The organism is Colwellia sp. 6M3 (assembly GCF_014077595.1).
GTDB lineage: Bacteria > Pseudomonadota > Gammaproteobacteria > Enterobacterales > Alteromonadaceae > Cognaticolwellia.
On the sequence record NZ_JACGWF010000083.1, the window covers coordinates 1 to 17,947 of the forward strand.

At 36.2% G+C, this 17,947-nt stretch carries 13 protein-coding genes; 5 read left to right on the forward strand and 8 right to left on the reverse strand.

The genetic code is table 11. From position 1 onward, the window contains the following. Positions 1 to 268: 268 nt before the first annotated feature. From H4J50_RS15160 to H4J50_RS15170, 3 genes are read left to right on the forward strand one after another with little or no spacing between them, the layout of a single operon-like run. A complete protein-coding gene (locus tag H4J50_RS15160; RefSeq protein WP_182257229.1) occupies positions 269 to 2,047 on the forward strand; it encodes an autotransporter assembly complex family protein in 1,779 nt (592 codons plus the stop codon). After that, positions 2,044 to 5,787 (forward strand): translocation/assembly module TamB domain-containing protein, encoded by a 3,744-nt coding sequence (locus tag H4J50_RS15165; RefSeq protein ID WP_182257230.1) that lies wholly within the window; start codon positions 2,044 to 2,046, stop codon positions 5,785 to 5,787. The genes H4J50_RS15160 and H4J50_RS15165 overlap by 4 nt, the downstream gene beginning before the upstream one ends. A gap of 26 nt (positions 5,788 to 5,813) precedes the next feature. Next, complete coding sequence (locus H4J50_RS15170) at positions 5,814 to 6,296, forward strand: hypothetical protein (protein WP_108455887.1); 483 nt, start codon at positions 5,814 to 5,816, stop codon at positions 6,294 to 6,296. 88 nt (positions 6,297 to 6,384) lie between these two features. Here H4J50_RS15170 and H4J50_RS15175 read toward each other — a convergent pair whose 3' ends face one another. After that, on the reverse strand, positions 6,385 to 7,224 hold the full coding sequence (locus H4J50_RS15175) for a universal stress protein (RefSeq protein ID WP_182257231.1): 840 nt from the start codon (positions 7,222 to 7,224) through the stop codon (positions 6,385 to 6,387). Between the two features lie 297 nt (positions 7,225 to 7,521). Here H4J50_RS15175 and H4J50_RS15180 point away from each other — a divergent pair, with 297 nt between their 5' ends. Both H4J50_RS15180 and H4J50_RS15185 read left to right on the forward strand, forming a co-directional pair. Beyond that, on the forward strand, positions 7,522 to 8,310 hold the full coding sequence (locus tag H4J50_RS15180; RefSeq protein WP_182257232.1) for a hypothetical protein: 789 nt from the start codon (positions 7,522 to 7,524) through the stop codon (positions 8,308 to 8,310). Positions 8,311 to 8,324: 14 nt separating this feature from the next. Then, positions 8,325 to 9,230, forward strand: coding sequence for a mechanosensitive ion channel family protein (locus tag H4J50_RS15185; protein WP_182257233.1), 906 nt, complete (start codon positions 8,325 to 8,327; stop codon positions 9,228 to 9,230). A gap of 107 nt (positions 9,231 to 9,337) precedes the next feature. On the opposite strand, the gene H4J50_RS15190 is transcribed toward H4J50_RS15185, so the two are convergent. From H4J50_RS15190 to H4J50_RS15220, 7 genes are all read right to left on the reverse strand, one after another. Then, positions 9,338 to 9,793, reverse strand: a complete 456-nt coding sequence (locus H4J50_RS15190) for a group 1 truncated hemoglobin (RefSeq protein WP_182257234.1) — start codon at positions 9,791 to 9,793, stop codon at positions 9,338 to 9,340. Continuing rightward, positions 9,793 to 10,626, reverse strand: coding sequence for a DUF3034 family protein (locus H4J50_RS15195; RefSeq protein WP_182257235.1), 834 nt, complete (start codon positions 10,624 to 10,626; stop codon positions 9,793 to 9,795). The genes H4J50_RS15190 and H4J50_RS15195 overlap by 1 nt, the downstream gene beginning before the upstream one ends. Next, complete coding sequence (locus tag H4J50_RS15200; protein ID WP_182257236.1) at positions 10,619 to 12,853, reverse strand: EAL domain-containing protein; 2,235 nt, start codon at positions 12,851 to 12,853, stop codon at positions 10,619 to 10,621. The genes H4J50_RS15195 and H4J50_RS15200 overlap by 8 nt, the downstream gene beginning before the upstream one ends. 73 nt (positions 12,854 to 12,926) lie before the next feature. After that, the gene (locus H4J50_RS15205; RefSeq protein ID WP_108455894.1) at positions 12,927 to 13,586 is read right to left on the reverse strand and encodes a methylamine utilization protein; all 660 of its coding nucleotides are present in this window, start codon (positions 13,584 to 13,586) and stop codon (positions 12,927 to 12,929) included. Between the two features lie 192 nt (positions 13,587 to 13,778). Further along, positions 13,779 to 15,467, reverse strand: coding sequence for a bifunctional diguanylate cyclase/phosphodiesterase (locus tag H4J50_RS15210; protein ID WP_182257237.1), 1,689 nt, complete (start codon positions 15,465 to 15,467; stop codon positions 13,779 to 13,781). Positions 15,468 to 15,509: 42 nt separating this feature from the next. Next, positions 15,510 to 15,935, reverse strand: coding sequence for a response regulator (locus tag H4J50_RS15215; protein WP_182257238.1), 426 nt, complete (start codon positions 15,933 to 15,935; stop codon positions 15,510 to 15,512). Positions 15,936 to 16,057: 122 nt separating this feature from the next. After that, entirely contained in the window at positions 16,058 to 17,758 is a 1,701-nt protein-coding gene (locus H4J50_RS15220) for a CHASE domain-containing protein (protein ID WP_220466258.1), read from the reverse strand. Positions 17,759 to 17,947 lie beyond the last annotated feature (189 nt).

Here is a 17,947-nt window from a genome sequence, read left to right on the forward strand (position 1 = left end):
GTGCATAGCTGTTAACCTTTTAAAATATTGTATAAAATTAAGTGTAATGACAAAACAATCTACTGTTTGCAAAGTTGTTAAAGTATTGAATAAAACAATGTGGAAAGTTTGTAATTTTAACGATAGTGTAAACTACTTTATTTTATAACAACTATGTTTTATTAAGATTTCAGCTAAATAGTAATTAAATAATGATCTCATGAAACAAAGTCGTCATAATTATATTCCGCTTTGTTGTTATCATCAGTTAATCAGCCATGGAAAAATATTGAAATATCTGAATTACCCATACATTAGCCGATTATTTTATACATATATTACATTACTTTTACTGGTAACTACGTCCAAAGTAATTGCAGCTGACCCGGGCATTAATTCAGGCACACATCTCAATATTATTGGTGTTGAAACAACCTTTAAAACTAATATTTATCGTAGTTTAAGCAGTAACGAAAATGTTATTCCTTTGTCTTTGCTTGGTTTCCCTCAATCTGACAATTATATTTTAAGTAAAGCGCGCAGTGCACTACAAGCATTAGGCTATTATCAGCCCGCTTTAACGTTGTCAGAAGATCAAAAAGGGAAGGTATTGAGCATTGAGCTAAATAAACCTGTTCGGTGGAATAACAGCAGTATTGCGCTCAATTGTGAAATAGAATCGAAAGAAATGTCACAGCTTGTCGCTAAACACCCGTTTACCAAGGATAAAATAATTAACCATGGCGATTACAGTCAATTTAAATCACGGGTACAACGTCAAGCACAAGAGTTAGGTTTATTAAATGCTACTTTTGCCAAAAGTGCTTTAAATGTTGATATAGCAGAACTACAAGCAAATGTTGATTGGATTTTTAATTGCGGCGCTCGATATACCATCCATAAGATCTCCATTGAAGGTACGGTTTTATCTCACGATTTAGTTAACAGTTATTCAACTATTCGTGAAGGTGATGCCTACAGCCAATTAGACATTGTTGCTAGTCAACAAGCACTGAACCGTTCTGGTTTTTTTAAATCGGTTGTGGTTGATCAGTCAGTCGACCATGCAACAAAAAGTGTCGATGTTAACCTTTCAATACTCGATACCGACAAGTATGAGCTTAAAACGTTATTAGGCTACGGTACTGATAGTGGAGGAAAACTTGGTGTTAGTTGGAGAAATAGAAGGGTAAACAACAGGGCACATCAATATGTTGCTTCTATCGACTTTAATGAAGTTAAATTAAATAAAGCTAATTTACATGCGACATTTCAGTATCAAATCCCGTTAGAAAAAGCCAGTAGCCAGTGGATAAACCTAGTCAGTTATGAGGTTAAAGATGAAGAAATTGGTCGCAGTAATATTTTAACTTTAGAGTCGGTATTAGCGAATAAAATTAATGCTCATTGGTCGAGTCAATGGTCTATTGTTATGGCACAAGAGCAACTAGAATCAGAAGCTGATGTAAACCAAAGTCTTAAATATATTGTTCCTTCATGGCAGACTAACTATTACAGTGTGACCGATCCCTTTTCGGCGGTTGAGGGCTGGCGTTGGCAAAGTATCATTCGATTTAGTACCAAGCAATTGAGCAATCCCGACATCGAATTTTTACAAACAGATCAGAAAGTAAAACGTATTTGGTCATTAAATGATGATTGGCGTTTACTGTTGCGCGCTCGTATCGGTTCAACACTAATGGATACCGAAGATTTTACGAGTTCAATGCCATCAACCTATCGATTTTTTGCCGGCGGTGACGTATCTGTACGTGGTTATAAACATCAAAGCTTATCGCCGACTGATAACGATGTATCCATTGGTGGTAAGCATATATTAACCTCGGGCATTGAAGTTGATTATTTATTTTATGAAAGCTTTCGTTGGGCGATATTTTCCGACCAAGGTAATGCTTTTAATGATTGGAAAGACTGGGAGTTGCAAAAGTCAGTTGGTACAGGCTTAAGGTGGGTTACACCGATTGGTGCTATTCGCCTAGATATCGCGAAGGCACTTGACGGAAATAAAGCATGGCGTTTTCATGTCACCATAGGGCCTGATCTATGAAACCGTTTAAAAAGAAAGCCATACTAACTTGGCTGAGCGTCGCTTTTACTGCGTTAGTGGCGATTATATTGTTATTACTAACCTGGTTTTATACCACGGAGTCAGGTCTACAATGGTTAGTCAATCGCGGTGCACAATTTCAACCCAAAGCGCTAAGCATAGGTAAAGTCAGTGGCACATTAAGCTCGCGTGTACAGCTATCAGAATTTAAGTGGCAACAACCTGAGACAAAAATTCACGTTACCGATATTGTTGTTGATTGTCAGTGGCTGTATTTGCTCGATAGGGTGGTCGTTTGCGATAACATCACGATAAATGCTTTCAATTTATCAAGTGATGGTGATAAAAAAACAGGTGAACCTCAAGCAATTTTACCTGCGTTAAACGCCGTTGAATTTCCTATTGAGATTAAGATCCAACAGGCAGCAATTAATACCATTAACTATCAAGTTATATCACCTGAAACAACAAATACTGCCAACAACAAACTTACCGTAAATGCCCAGTACAATATAAAGCAGTTAAGTTTGAAAAAATTGGCGCTTGTGGGCAATAAAGCCAGTGTTAGTGAATTAACGTTAACATATGACGAGCATAACCTTGCAGTATCTGGCTATGTTGATATGCGAAAAAAATGGCAACATCAACTCGGTTTAAGTGTACAAGGACCAAAGCTGTCGGTTAATGCAAAAACAAAAGGACGAATGAGTGAATCATCAACCTTAACCTTGCAGTTGCAATCGCCCAACCAATTATTAGTCTCTGCTGATTGGTATTATGATCAAGGTTTGTTTATAAAAAATGGCCGTTTAACCGCTGAAAAACAACAAGTGGCATTGAGCGATGACAACATAACTGTTGAAAAGTTGTCCGGTAAATTTGCTCTTAATTGGCCTGAACTTACCGCAAACTTACAAACTACCGCTACTTGGCAAGCATTTGAACCGATTAGTTTAGATGTTAATACAACGCTCGACAATGTACTTAATTGGCGCTCACATTTAGCCGTTTCTCTCTTGTTAAAAAGCGAACTTAAAGAAGCACAAATAGCCGCTTCAATAAAACAAGCCTTTCCAGACACAGTTAACCATAAAAGTTCGACAATAAAAGCCGCGTGGCCGGTGTTGGCGAACCTTGAAATGAATGTTAACCAAGGTATTTTAAACCTTAAAAGTCATGAGATTATATTGGGTGAGTTGACAGCCAATGTGCAAGGCGAGGTAAACATCGATAACCCAACCACTGAAAACTTATCGTTTAATGGCAGCATTGAAGGTCGCTCATTAGATTTAATAAATTCTTTAGAAATTGCTAATATCAAAGCAAATTGGCAAGTTGAAAAACAACAATCTTTTTGGGCAGCTACCAGCGAAGGAAAAATTGAGCATTTAGCTTTACCCAACTTTGTTGGTAAAAACATTGATTGGTCACTGGATTTTGGTGAAAAGTGGCTAGCCAATGTTAACGCAGGCTCATTTACTGTTAACGATAATGTTGTTGAACTAGCTTCATTAAATTTTTCAGGATTACCTGAAAAACATAATATGTTAGTAAAGGCTAAATTAGCAGAGAACACTGATGTTAACTTAACACTTGACGGTAAAATTCTACAAGAAAATGCTGAACCCTTGAGTCCTGAAAGTAATTTAGCTAGCGCAATTTGGCAAATTAATAACCTTGAATTTAAAGCTTTAAATCAAAAAGAAAATGTTTTAATTACAAGCGAACAGTTGCTTTTGGGCTCAGATACGCAGCGGGTTAAAAACCTATGTCTTAGCGGTGTTGGAAAACTGTGTATTAATGCGGAAAATAAAACTCAGCAATGGTCAGCTAATTTAATATTTAATCAATGGGCAATGTCGCCAGTTTTTAAACAAATTCAAGCATGGCAATCAATACTACTCGCAAGTCCAACGCATGAATTACAAAGCATAGAGGGCACGGTTAATGGTAATTTATCGATAACAGGACATGCCAAGAAACTTGAAAAATTTAATGCCAATATAACAATCCCAAGCTTTAAATGGCAGTCAGCACAAATTCAATTGCAAGCAGAAGAATTTTCGGTCAATACCCAGCAGAAGCAGGACGATATTGCTTTAATTACTCAATGGGAAACCATAAATACCCAGATAGTCTTACCACAATCGCAATCTGAAGTTGTGATGCCTAAGGGCGAGCTTGTGCTGTCGATTACGCCTGATTTTAAAGTCGATTTTAATTTAGAACAACCAGATATTAAGTTTAATATTCCCGATGAAAAAATCAAAGCTGATACCGATTTTTCAAAGCATTTATTAACTATTACACAATTTAAACTTCAAGGTCAGTGGTTACAAAACAGAGTTAGTTCACGACTGAATATTCGTTTACCAGGCGAAGATGAAATAACCGCTCAATTAAGCAGTGATTGGCCTTTAGTTGACTCTGCAAAGATAAGTGGTGACTTATCACTCAGTTTAAAAGAATTTGACTGGCTCAAACAATGGCAGAAAGGGTTAGATAAAATTGACCTCAGTTTAGTACAAAATTTCACCTTAGCAGGCACATTACAAAAGCCCATTATTGATGGTGAAGGTATAGTCGATATTAACCATTTAGTTATTGATGAATATGGCTTAGATATTAGTAACAGCAAAATAAAATTAAGCAGTCAGCAAGATAGCATTGTATTGTTGGGCGAATTACAAAATCCACAAGGGGCATTAACTATTGCCGGCGATGCTAAGATATCTGCGCCGATAAAAGCAAATTTAACCGTCGAAGGTCAACAAGTTACGTTGGTAAATAATAATGAAAATAAATTAATTGTTTCACCTATGCTAAAAGCAAAGTTCGAGAATAATCATTTAACTGTTAACGGTAATTTGGTTGTAGATCAGGCTGATATCAAAGTAGCATCATTACCAAAATCTGCAATTAATGTTTCTGAAGATCAAGTTATTATTGATGAAAACGCGCAAACCGTTACAGATTCTCCATTTGATTATGATATCTCTCTGACGTTGTCGGCAGGAGATAATGTTAAAATTAGTGGCTTTGGTTTATCAAGTGAAATACAAGGTAACCTATCTTCAACCCTTATAACCGGACAAGCCCTAACGCTTAATGGCCGATTAGATTTAAAAGACGGTAAGTTTGAAGCATACAAGCAAACATTGACTATAGAGCAAGGGCAATTATTGTTTTTGGGTACCGCGGCTAATCCGAGTATACAATTTCGTGCAATTAGAATGGTCGATGATATAAAAGTGGGCATTATTGCCGATGGCACCATACAAAAACCTCGTTTAACTTTATTTTCGGAGCCGACTATGGCTGATGAAAATATTTTATCCTTACTAATAACGGGTCGAAACTTAGACTCTTTATCGCAACAAGAGGGCAATGCCTTAACCAGTGCGGCTATTAGTTTAGGCGTAGAAAGTGCTAACAAATTAGTACAAAAAATAGGAGACCAGCTAGGTCTTAAAGATGTTGCATTTACCAGTAAAAGTGGCAGTAACGGTAATAGCACACGTGTTGATATTGCGGCGAAGATTAACGACCGCTTAAATATTGGCTACGGCACCAACATAGATTCTGAAAGTGGCTTACAAGCAGGGTGGAGCATAGAATATAAACTATCACCGAATATATCTTTTGAAGCGATAAGCGGTGAAGAAATAAGTGCTAATATTAACTATAAAAAACAGTTTTCGACGACTAAAGATAAAAATAACAAAAAAGATCAAGACTAAGTGGTCACAAAAACAAAAAGGTATTTATGTCAGCAGATTTAACAAATGCAAATAACGCAACATCAGAAGTTTTAGTTGCGGCGGTGAGCATTCCAAGACGTCACCCATTAATTAACTGGTTGTTAGCGATACTCATTGCAACGCTTGGTGTTTATTTATCCATTATCCAATATGCGGGTTTAGAGTGGCTTTCTCGCAGTGGCTGTTTAATTGCCGTACTGGGTGTTTGGTCAGGGCTGGGCGGCATAATACAAGAGCGCTTATTGATAGGGCGGCTTAATTTTCATCATAGGATCACACTGGCTCGCGCAAAAAGAAATCTGCGTAGACTAAAAGTTTCAAATGAAAATATGGAAAGCAAAATTCAAACTATTGAAGATGACTTTGAAGAAAAAACCGAAAAAATATTGCAAGCTGTAAGGTTACAGCTCGGTATTCTAGAAGTATCGTTACTTATTACCGGTACTTTATTATGGGGATTTGGCGATTTATTTTTTATTATCAAATAAATAGCTTAAAAAAACCTATGCCTAATATGTTAATGAATAACCAAAAAATTTGATTTTTTCATTCGGTCATTAGGCACAACGCTGATAATTAAGGTGTATTAATTAACACTAGATCACAACTTTGGTGGCTAAGTAGTGCTGAAATGGTTGAACCGTTAAGCCACTTATCAAATAAACTGTGCTCTCTACATCCTAAAACGATAAAGTCTACTTTGTTATTGTCAGCGTATGATAATAAAGCGTCTTCAGGTGTACCACGGGTGAATGATATTACACTTTTTGAACACTTAATTGTTTTAGCAAAGCGATAAATTTGTTCTTTATGTAGCGCTTCAATTTGTTTTTCGTATTCTATCGCCAAAGGTGGAATATGTATTACATGTAGTAGGTATGGCTCTGATTGTTCAGCAGGCGTGCACCATTTACGCATAAATTCAACGACTTTCATATCAGACTTATTATCCTCATCATCTTCATGAAAAGGGTCTATCGCCCCAACGGCTTTGCCATCTGAGTACCATTTCTCTTGATTGATAATAAACACGGTACTTTTATTCTGGCTGATATGTTGATTATCAGCAGAAGTCAGGCCAGTTTTAGATCGAACAATAACAATTGGGTCTAGTTTGGTTGCGTTACTATTCACTTGTTTTGACCAGTATTTATCTTTGCACTGATAAACACTAGACTTTGGAAAATGCTTTTTAATTTTTAGTTCAATTTGAGCAATTTTACTCTCATGGTTTGCTTGTAACTCACCCGAAATACCGGCCAATTCATGAGTAAAATAACGTCGATCAAATAACCGTTGGTGATGATGTAAATACCATATAACATTTGCTGAAAGTTTATTTTGCAGCAAAGTTATTTTCGAAAGAGTGGCGTGAGTAACTTCCAAATCTGACAAAACAATGTGTAATGTTGTCATGAAACGTTCCTTTGGGGGAGTAAATGATTAATAGCGATAAAAGCCAGTTTGTAAGCGGCATTGGGTATATACACAAGTGCCTTAAGATAGCATAATCTATAAATATAGAAAGCTATTGTTATCCCATTTCAATTCAATAGTAAGTTTACTTTGTAGTAAATAAAGTTATTAATTTCTCTGCTTTTTCCAAGTAAGGAAATACATGGGTGATAGTAAAAGCTAGCATCAATAATCAATCATTTTTAGGCACTATAAATGCCATTAAGTTAACAAAAATTTAAAGTAGAGATAAGTAAAATGGCAGAAAATGCTTGGTGGGGTGAGTTTACGTTTAACCTTAAACAACAACGTTGCTGGCGACTCGGCGATAGGTCAATAATATTACAACGCTTCGAAAATGAATGGAATAGCTGGAATTTAGAATCTGATGTTGAAAATGACGAGGACATGGTCGTTGGTGAGCCTGTTGAAGATTGTTGTATAGAGCAAGCAAAATTTGGTCGATACCTACAACAAAGCACGTCAGAGAGAATACAAGTATTGCCTTTGCTTGCCGATCGCTCCGTTGTGGCAAGACCAGACACACCTTTAACTTTGCTTGCAGGAGAAAAAGCGCGCTTATATGTTAGTACGCCTATTTGGTTTTCAGCTAAATTACAGCCTAAAGGTGAGAAGCTATTAGATCTTCCTTTTTGGCGGCCTTCGGACTCCTGGTTTGGACCATCGACACGTATCGGGCAAATTTGTTACGCAAAATATACTGCAGCTCGTATTCAATTAACTAATATCGAAAAAAGAGCGCATAGGGCAATTACTCCGATCACTGTAATTAATAACCATAGTGAATCTTTAACCATAGAGCGTATTAATGTGCCGGTGACATTATTGCATTTATATTCAGATGAAGCGTCTCAGCTTTGGACTACAGGTATATCGGTGCACCGTGGTAGTCATATCGATAATGTTGAATTACACCTTGATAAACACGCCCCCGTTGAAGCGATATCCTCAGTCTTAGTGAGTAACCCCAGAGTGGCTTCAGAACAAAGTATACTGATACGTAGTATTAGTAGTTTATTTGCTTAATAAAGAGAATTATTGTGAAAGACATTATAGCGTTTATCGATCTTCTTAAAGCCTCACATTTATTTGCACTATGTCAGGCACTTTTATTGTTTATTATAGGCTTTATAATAGCTAAATTAATCAGCACTGCAGTGGTTAAACTCGCAAAACATAAACTGACAGCGCATGGACAGCTATTTTTAAAAAGGTTGGTTTTTTATGGGCTTTTAGCCTTAGTCACCATTTCAGCATTAGATAACGTAGGTATTGATCTCAGTATAATGTTGGGAGCAGCGGGAATTTTTACTGTTGCTTTAGGCTTTGCATCTCAAACGTCTGCCTCAAACCTCATTAGTGGTTTATTTTTGATGATCGAGCGACCATTTTCTATTACGGATGTTATTAAAGTTAACGACATCACCGGAGAGGTTATTTCGATAGACTTACTGTCGGTTAAGTTACGCACATTTGACAATCTGTTTGTTCGTATTCCGAATGAAAGCATGATCAAAAGTGCCGTTACTACGTTAACTAAATATCCTATTCGCCGTGCTGATTTAAAAATTGGTATCGCTTACAAAGAAGATATTGAGAAAGTGCGTAATCTATTGCTAGATCTAGCGTCGAAAAATTTAATTTGTTTAGAAGAGCCGGCTCCCGTTTTTATATTAACTGGCTTTGGTAGTTCGTCGATTGATATTCAGTTTTCTGTGTGGTCGAGACGGGAGAACTTTTTAGCGTTGAAAAATAGTATGTATACAGAGATTAAAAACGCCTTTGATCAACAGGGCATTGAAATACCATTTCCACATGTTAGCTTATACGCAGGAACAGCAACTGCGGCTTTCCCTGTATCAGCAACAGTTAATGATAACCTTAATGGTAAAGTTGAAGCTAGCGCCACTGAGCCCAGCCAAATTGAGCCAAATACTAAAAGCTAATACATTCACTAGTAACTAACTGAAATGACTTTTAAAGCGTGTGATAGACACGAAGGGGAAAAATCTAAACGCTAGCTTTACAGTGTATTTGCTAGCGTTAATATGAATTACATTTTAAAAATGCTTTCTCTCAGCGGTGCAAGTCGTGCTAATAATTGATTTTGAATCGGGTAGCTAATATTAGCTTCGTCCATTGCGCTGATAAACAATTCTACAAAGTGATTAAACTGATTTGTATCGATATACATGCCTCGATGAATATCTTGCATAGTATCGCCATTATACTGACATGGTCCATCTGTGATATGGCATAAATACACCGATAATTTTTCTTTAAAATTGGTGACATTACTTTGAGCAAAGTGCGCGAAAACTACTTCATCTTGGCCAATAATGTTGACTAAATTATCAATGATTTTATCAATAGCGGGTTTTTCACCTATTTGTTGATAGAGACTAGGTTCATTATCAACAGCGGTATTATTAGGCGAAGCGCAAGAAATACAGCCAACTAAAAGCATTAACAGCGCTGATTTTGTTATTGTTGTCATTTCAATTTTCATTATAGGTACCACATAGTAGATAAATACCAGCCAGTTTGTTTATCGATAGCAGCTATGCTGCCCAAATCAACATAGGCTAAAGTAACGCTGAAGTGTTTATTTGGAAACCATGCCACAAAAACATCCTTCCAGTGGTTTTCACCTAAGCCTAAGTTATCGGGTTTTTGCCTAAACTCAACCCCTACAGCTAAATGTCTATTCAGTAAAATCGCCGTTGATGCTTCCAATTGAACTTTATTTCTTTCATTAGCACCGCCAAAACCTAACAAGCCAATTTGGTTACTTTTAGTATGCCTTGCAGTAATATTCCATAACCAGTTATAGCCATTAATAAACCCTAAATGCAACTTACTGGCCGCAATATATACATCAGTACCCGAATCTTTCTCTGCACCGAGTGCGAAGGCTACATCACTTGTTTTTAATCTTTTTGATTGAATACCTAAACTCACTTGTGGCATTGATGTGTAAACCAAATCACCAAATAAGTTAATTTTTGCACCAATAATCGTTTGTTTTAAATCAAGATTAAGTGGGTTTACTTCAAAGGTTTGCTTCGCATAAGACAACTCGACTTTGTCATAAAAATTTGCTTGTACACCACAGCTATCTAATGAGAAATCTTTTACGGTAACTTGGCTGCATGAAGCACTGGCTGAAACACTGTCCTCGGTTGCATAACCGGCTAATTGCGCCCAAGGAACAATACCACCACCACCCGAACCTTCAATTTGTGAAACACCTGGTGTGGCAAGTATTTTTCCTTCGGCTAAACAGTTAGCCGAAAAAACACTAAAAAAACACGCATAGAGTAATGGGGTAAATTTATTCATAATCATCTAACCATATTAGTAAGTCTGCTGATTTAATTGGGCGAGAAATAAAATAACCTTGAACGTGGTTACATTTCATCGATTTGAGCATATCCAATGATGCTTTATTTTCTACACCTTCTGCCACCACACTTAAACCCAACTGGTGGCTTAACTCTATGGTCGATTTTACAATATATTGGTCTTTTTCTGAAGTGTCGAGCTCAAGTATAAAGGCCTTATCTATTTTTAATTCATCAATAGGTAATTGTTTTAACTTACCTAAAGAAGATTGACCAATGCCGTAATCGTCGACTGAAATTTGTATACCGGTCTTTTTCAAATGCTTAAGTCTACTGACCACGAGATCTTCATTAGTCATAATATCGCGTTCTGTTATTTCTAATGTAATTAAGTTAGGGTCAATACTGTATTGGGATATTTTTTGAAAAACATAATCGATAAAGTCCGGGTGAGAAATATCTTGTGCCGAGATATTAATTGCTACTTTTAGTCTTATATTTTTAGCAAGCCACTCTTGTTGCTGCTTAAGTACGGTATCAATTACCCAGTGAGTCAGTTTTATAATAAGACCAGACTGTTCAGCTAAATGAATAAATAATTCCGGCGAAACAAATTGGCCATCAGTTTTTATCCAACGTATTAACGACTCTACTTTTTCTATTTGTCCATTTTCTAAATTTAACTTAGGCTGATAAACCATAAACAACTCACCGTTGTCACGTTTCATTGTTTCTCTAAGTTCTTCAAGCAAACTTAATCTTTCTAAATAAGCTTCGTCTTCACCTTCTTTATAGGCTCTTATTGTAGTGTTTTCTGCTCTTGCTGCTTCTAACGCTATGGTCGTTCTTCTAATAATTTCTTTTGCACTGTTGCTTTGCTCAGGGAAGGTACAAATACCTATACGGTAATTTAAATTCAACCAAAGATTATTCACTTGCAGCGGGGCACGTAACTGGTTTAAAAAATGTTCAACTAAATCTTCAGAACTTTCACCATGCGATAGCTTAATAACCAAACAAAATTCAGTGCCTGAAAATCGGCCTATCATCAAGGTTTTGTCCTGATAAATATTTTTAGCACGTTGAGCAATTGCTTTTAGTGCGCCATCGCCAATGCCGGAGCCTAAACTGTCATTTATACGCTTAAAGTGACGAACATTAATAGCCATAACCAATAATGATGAATAAGTCGTGTTGTCATGGTTTGAAATTGTATTTGATAGTAAATCAAGTAACGTAGATCGGTTAAAAACGTCGGTTAGTGAATCATGTTTGGCTTGATAATTAATTTCACTTTCACGTTTTTCAATGCGTTCGCCCATTTTAATAAAACTATCGTACACACGGGAAACTTCTAAACTGCCTACAGAAGTCATTTCTTTATGTTCGTAATTACCTTGAGCAAAATCACGTGTTAAGCGCGTTAATTGATAAAGTGGCTTGGTAAGCCTTATTGCAATAATACTAAAGGCAACGGTTGTAATAGCAATAATGAATAATGATATAAATAAAGTAATGACGACTAATTTATCTAGTTCAGTATAGCTTGGCGTTAGATCTACAGAAAGTTGCGCAGTATATTCATTACCTTGGGCATTAGTAAATACAATGAGTTTATTTTCGTAAATTTTTCTTTCAAATAATAACCAAGTGTTATCCGTTTCTTTAAAGTGTTTACTATGGGCTTTATCGGGATGTTGTAAAGACGATATTATAAGATTGTCTTGGGATAAAAAACTTACCTCAATCGCCATTAATCTTTTTAATTCGTTAACAAAAGCTTGATCGATTTGGAATCCAATAATGGAATAAGCTATGGTTCTTGGTGCTTGCACAGGTAAAACAATGAGTTGATATAACTTATTGTCGAGCAACATTAACTGAGTTTTGTTTAAATTTTGTTTTTCAGTGGTTAAGTTTTCAATGATAGAAGAGTCAACGTTAAGCTGACGATTACTAGAGGAAATAACTTTGCCGTTTAAGTCACTTAGTATCATTAAGCTCGCATTTATTCGAGAGCTATGGTTTTCTAGCACACTAGAAATAGTAGCTCTGTCACGTGTCGCAACTGCCTGTTTGAAACCAAAATCTGCCGTTAATACTTTCGATGCTGTAAGGAGTAAATCTTCTTTGGCTTTTAAATATTCTATGAGTACATTTTCAGCACTGGTGATTCTTTGATCAATCTGTTGGCGGTGAGCTGTAACTGATTTCCAAATAGACACAGCTAAAAGGCTTGTCACGGTTAAAATAACCAGTGACACGCCCAGTAGGGTTATTTGCCAGCGTAAGGAAGCTTTACTCGCCATTCTGCTTGAATATAGTTTGGAAGGTATTTCTTGGCTCAGGAGATTCAACGACTAAGTTAATCATAAACGAAGCCTGCTCGTTTGCTTTTTTAGTTAAGTTACCGTATTTGATGTTTTGTACACTGGTAAGTGAACTAGAATGCCAAACATTGACACTTTCGTACTTAATGGCATCGTCTAATTTAACTATGCCTTGCTCGTCAGTCATCAATACATGTTTTGAACCAGCGATATAAATGTATCCAACCATGGAGTCATGAATATTACAGCCTAAAACGGCTACGCCTGCTTTATTAAATTGCAGCGGTGCTTCTGGCTTACCGGAATAAAGTTTTAACTCAAATGGGTTTACTGAAGAGAATGAATAGACATGATGCCTAATGTTGTCACTGTTTGGAAAATCAACCAAATCACCTTGTTGAATAACCAACACATCAGGCTTAAAAAGTTTATCAACTTGATCCATAATCAAAGTATTTGGCTCAGCAACTACAGTTGACATGGGAGTGGTATTCACAAACTCTAACACGGCATTTTTAACTGGCAAGCCTTGTTGATCTTGCACCAAAAATACGTCGGCGTATGTTTGAGGGCAAAGTACAATTAATGAAAGTGCCAATGCTGAGGTATTTAAAAAACGATTTTTCATAATTTCCTTTAAATAACTATATTTAAGTCTGAATTAGTATCAGTGCCTATTGGAAAATTACATCAACTACTTGCGTAATCTTAACATAAACTCAGGTTATGTTTTTACTGCTCCAATTGCAATAAAATATTGTTTATAAACCATAAGTTAAGCGCTATAAAGCGTTTAGTTTTACTTGAAAGCAGAGTAAAACTATAAGTACATTTTTTCTATCGTACGGGCATCAAAAGGTTTAGAAAAATAATAACCTTGCACGCGTCGAATGTTAAGTTGTTGACAAAACTGTAAGCTTTTCTTGTTCTCAATACCTTCTGCCACAATATCAAGTGATAATGAATGTAACATTGCAGATAGACCTTCAATTAAAGCCCTAGTTTTTGGTTGTTCAGATTCCATTATCAATGACTTATCAATTTTAACCGTGTCAATTGGAAAGCTCTGTAAATGAGAAACTGATGAAAACCCACTGCCAAAATCATCCAATGCGATTCGACAACCCAAATTATTTATCAACTCTAATGTATCAATAGCTTGGTCACTGTTTTCAAGCAGGGCTGTTTCTGTTAATTCAAATTCGATAAGTTCAGCATTGACATGATACTTGTCTAAGGTTCTATTAATAAATTGGAATAGCGTTTTATCAGATAATTGCACGCTAGATAAATTAATCGCAATTGAATAGGCTTTGTTGTCACGTAAATTCCATATCGAAAGTTGATAGATAGCTTGATCAATTACCCAACGGCCAATATCTACTATGGCGCGAGAACACTCTGCAATAGTAATGAAGTTATCTGGATACAGTAATTTGTTTTGAAAATTCCAGCGTATTAATGCTTCAAAACCAACGATAGTTGATGTTGTAGTTTCAAAAACGGGTTGATAGTGCAATATAAATTCATTGCGCTCAACGGCACCTATTAAATTAGCTTCTATTTGATAGCGCTGAAGAAACTGTTCTTGCATTTTATCTTCAAAATAACATATTTGATTTCTACCAAGCTTTTTAGAACGGTACATTGCAATATCAGCATGTTTAAGTAATTCAGTGGCATTAACCGTACTGTCCGGATAGATGGCAATGCCGATACTAGCGGTTACTTTTATTGAAATGCCAGCAATATCAAATGGCTTATCTAAAGTACTCAGTATACGCTTGGTAACTCTAGTTGCATTATCAATCGCTTGTAAGTTACTTAAGATAATGGCAAATTCGTCACCACCTAAACGAGCAAAAACTTCATTACCCCTTAAGCAGTCATTAACCCTTTGGGCTACTTGTCTTAATATGTCATCGCCAACATGGTGGCCATAACTGTCATTTATAAATTTAAAATTATCAAGGTCAAACAGGGTGAGCGCTAATTTGGTGTCTTCTCGAGATTTTTGTAAAATACTTAATTGTAATGCCTCTTCAAAAGAGTAACGATTATACAAACCCGTTAAGGTGTCGTGTTCGGCCAATTTTTTTGCTTGCTGGTAACTAACATGAAGCTTCTGTTCTAATTCAAACCTTGCTTGTGCTTGCACTATGGCACGCTGTAATCTTGATGTAGTTACTTCTGATTTCAATAAAAAATCTTGAGCGCCAGCTCTTACACACTCTAAAGCTAACTCAGTTTCTTCTGAGTTACTTAACATAATGACAGCTACACTGACATCCATTGACGCGTTTCGTAACTCGAGTAAAAGTTCAATACCGTCACGTTTAGGCATACGGTAATCAAGTAAAATAGCATCAAACTTCTTATCTGATAGCGCTATTAAAGCCTCATCTACAGACTCGGTTTCTACAAAGTTAAAATGGGTAGTCGATTGATTTAATGTTCGTTTAATACTTTCTCGATCAACGATATCATCATCAACTATCAATATATTCACGTGTTAAATTCCTTGTAAATGCGTTTTATTTGGCTTGCTAATTTAACTCTCTGGGAAATGCACTATTTTCCAATAACCTTTAAGCATTTTTACTATATCTAAAAAGCCTTCACCGACTTGTTCTTTAACAAAATAGCCGGCAATATTCTTTTTGTAACTAGCGGTTATATCTTCATCAGATTTTGACGTTGTTAATACAAATACTGTGCTTTGAGCTAACTCTGGATCTTCACGAATTGTTTCTAAGAACTCTAAACCATTCAAACGTGGCATTTGTAGATCTAATAATATGATATAGGGAGAAGGTACGGCGCCACTGCGCAGCAGATCTAAACCTTCTTGCCCGTCATTTGCCCTGATAATATTGTTGCCAATATGCATTTTTTTAAAGGCACGCGTTATCGACATAGCGTCTATATCATCATCTTCAATCAGAAGCAGTGTTACTTCTTTAGGTTGTTCACTCATTTTTAAATTTTCGCCTTTCTCTATTGCTATTTAGCGTTATTTTTTAATGTTATTTTTCTATCGTAATTGGCCAGGTAATTACGATGGTAGTACCACGTACACCATCGGATTGAATAGTTAAACTACCACCATAATGTTCTACCGTTTTTCTTAGATAACGACAAGCCCATTCCGCTGCCTTCAACTTTATCTCGTGGTCTTAAGGTTTGAAACATTTCAACGGCTTTATCAAACAGTTCAACCGGAATACCTGGACCGTCGTCTTCGACACTAATAATATGCATGTCGTTAACTGCTTTGTAGTGTATTTGAATATGACCTTCAGTTTTATCATGATGCTTTATTGCATTTGAAATTAGGTTGCGTAGTACTACCTCTATTGGCGTTCTGGGTAATAGTAACACTTGTTTTTCAACTGATAATTTGAAGGTGATCGGATGGTCTAATAAACTAAAAATATCATTCGCTGTTGCTTTTAAGTCTAAAGGTTTTGCTTTGAACTCGTGACGACCAATACGGGCATAATCAAGTAAGTCGTCTAGCAATTTATTCATTCTTTCACTGCGATTGTTTAACAGTTTCAAATGCTCTTTAGAGCTGTCAGGTAAAATACTGTCACAATCTTCAGTTATCCAACTCACTAATTTTCTCATCGCATTCAGTGGTGATTTTAAATCATGTGAAGCAACATAGGCAAATTGTTCGAGATCTTGGTTTGACTTAGTTAATCGAGTTGTTTTAATTTTTAATTCACGCGTTATTTCGTCAGCATAAATAAGAGCTTGTTTGTTAGATCTGGACAAAACGATGAATAATGCTAAGAGTAAAAGGTCTATAACTACACCACCCGCCAATATAAAGTAAGGTTGGTTGGAGCCTGAAGCTTTTCTAAAGTTCAAGTTTGAGTTAATGGTAACTTGCCATTTTCGACCATAAAAATCTACATCTACTCGCTTACTAAATAACGGCTTAGGGTCTATTTTATCGGCAAGGGTATTGTCCATATCATTGTATAAAGACTGACCTGCATCACTAATTTTTATACTCACATGGCGTTGATCGACAGCTAGGGTACCGGAAATAAGTTTAGACATTATGAAGGGGGCATAAGCAACGCCTTCAATTGCGGCTTGTCGTTCACTTATCGTACTATGACTCATACCCTTTTTATAAAAAGGTGCGTAAAAAAGAAAACCTGGGGTTTTTTTTGCATCTTGCACCAAGGTGATAGGGCCGGTCAATTGCGCGAGACCTGTATCTCTGGCTTTTTTGACACCAAGGTATCTGTTTTCTTCAAATGCGACATCTAAACCAACAGCTTGTTTATTGGTTATCAATGGTTCAATAAAGGTTATAGGCCAAAGTTCATAAGCGTTGTGTGATGGGTGTACGACAAAGTCAGGTCGGTTTTTTTTATGTTTTTCGATAAAGCTTAAGCGCTGATCTTTTTTTACTTTATAGATCACCCCTAAGCCATTAATGCCAGGATATGTTTCGTCTATTCGCAAACTATTGCTGTAGTTTTGCCATTGTTTGTTATCAATTTCTAATTCATTGGCATCAATATGAGCCACAGCGCCCCATAATGCGTGTTCGTATAACTGCATTCTTTCTTTAACAAGCTCGATTACATGCAAAGATTCACGCTCAAAACGTTCTGCTATTCTTTTGTTGACTTGTTCTGAGGCAATATACCAAGCACCAACGGTTAGAATTGAGGAAAGTGCGAGTATTAACCAATGAACGCCATGAAAACGGCTAGAGTCAATTAATTTCTGTCGCTCAATATCTGTATGGGTGATGTCAGTTGTTTCATTATTCATTAAAACATCTCTAAATGTTGTGTTAAATATTTAATAAATTAATCTGTTTAAATAAGGGTATGTATACAAAATTTAGTGCTAAAAATTGTGAATAAACTAACTATATCATTAACATAATATAAAAATCAGGCTATTGCTAGAATATCGATTTTTATTGTGCATTATTAAATGTTATTACCATAATTAGCT